Raw genomic sequence first — 1,096 nt, 5'->3', positions numbered from 1 at the left:
GGTAGCTAACAACGTAGCCTATGTAGAATAACGCAGCGAGCGTAATGAATGCTGTGACGTAGGCAAAAATGCTATTCAGCCCTAGCCCGAAAGCCAGTGTAAATGCGATGCCGTTCACTGCTTCTGCAGGCATCATGTACCAATCAGCATGAACGGAAGATCCGAATAGGAGAAATGTGCAAAGTAAAACGATCGTGCCGCCGAGCAAGCCGACCCATCTGCTGTTGTTCATGTTGTAATCTCAGGGGTTACCGAAGTAACGTAACAAAATATTTCAGAGCCGGCATTATACAACCGAGAGAGGGTATAGGTGGTAGAAATATTTGCCTCACAAACTAAGAGGCCATCTAAGTGGCCTCTTTTTAACCGATTCAACGGCATCCGTTGTGATGCAAAGGTGTGAGGCTTGTAAGAAACCTAACCTTTGGCATTCGTTTCGGGTGGTGCTTCTGGTTGTAGCGTCCAATCACCACCAAGTGATTTGTAGAGCGCAATCGTAGCTTGTGCGGTTTGTAACTTTGCTGCGACTCGCTGATCTTGCATCATGCGTTGCTGACGTTGCGCATCTAAAACCGATAAGTGATCAATCAAGCCAGCTCGGTACAGTGACTTGGCTTTGTTGACGGCGTTATTGGTGGCTTTCAATGCCTCATCGATTCGACGCTGATTTTCTTGGCTGCGACCATAAGCAAACAGCGAGGATTCGGTTTCTGCCAAAGCCGCCTCGACCGTATGTTGATAAGACAATGTCGCCGAATCAAAACGCGCTTGGTTGATGGCTTCAATTGCCTCGCCACGACCCCCATCGAACAAGTTCCAGCTTACGCCTGCCGCGCCCATCCAACCGAAAGAATCGCTACTGAAAAGATCGTCAAAGCTTGACGCAGACAACCCCGGAGCGCCCGTCAAAAAGAACTTCGGATATTGATCAGCAACGCTTGCTGCTAACTCTTCATTGAGCGCGGCCATTTCGCGCTCGGCTAAGCGAATATCGGTACGACGTTTCAACAGATCGGAAGGTAAACCGACCGGCACCATGTCCTGCATGACAGGTACACTATGCTGCTTAGATAGGCGGATTTCGACTTGCGTTAGC

Annotated in this window: 2 protein-coding genes; both read right to left on the bottom strand. The window is 49.3% G+C overall.

Annotated features, from left to right (window positions below):
* A partial coding sequence (locus R7P67_RS26000) for a hypothetical protein (protein WP_318086480.1) occupies positions 1–232 on the bottom strand: 232 nt, incomplete at its 3' end.
* Positions 233–417: 185 nt separating this feature from the next.
* A partial coding sequence (locus tag R7P67_RS25995; RefSeq protein ID WP_318086479.1) for a TolC family protein occupies positions 418–1,096 on the bottom strand: 679 nt, incomplete at its 5' end.

Source organism: Vibrio sp. Vb0937, from assembly GCF_033338855.1.
The sequence above is the reverse complement of the archived record's forward strand: the minus strand, read 5'-3'. Positions and strand labels throughout refer to the sequence as shown.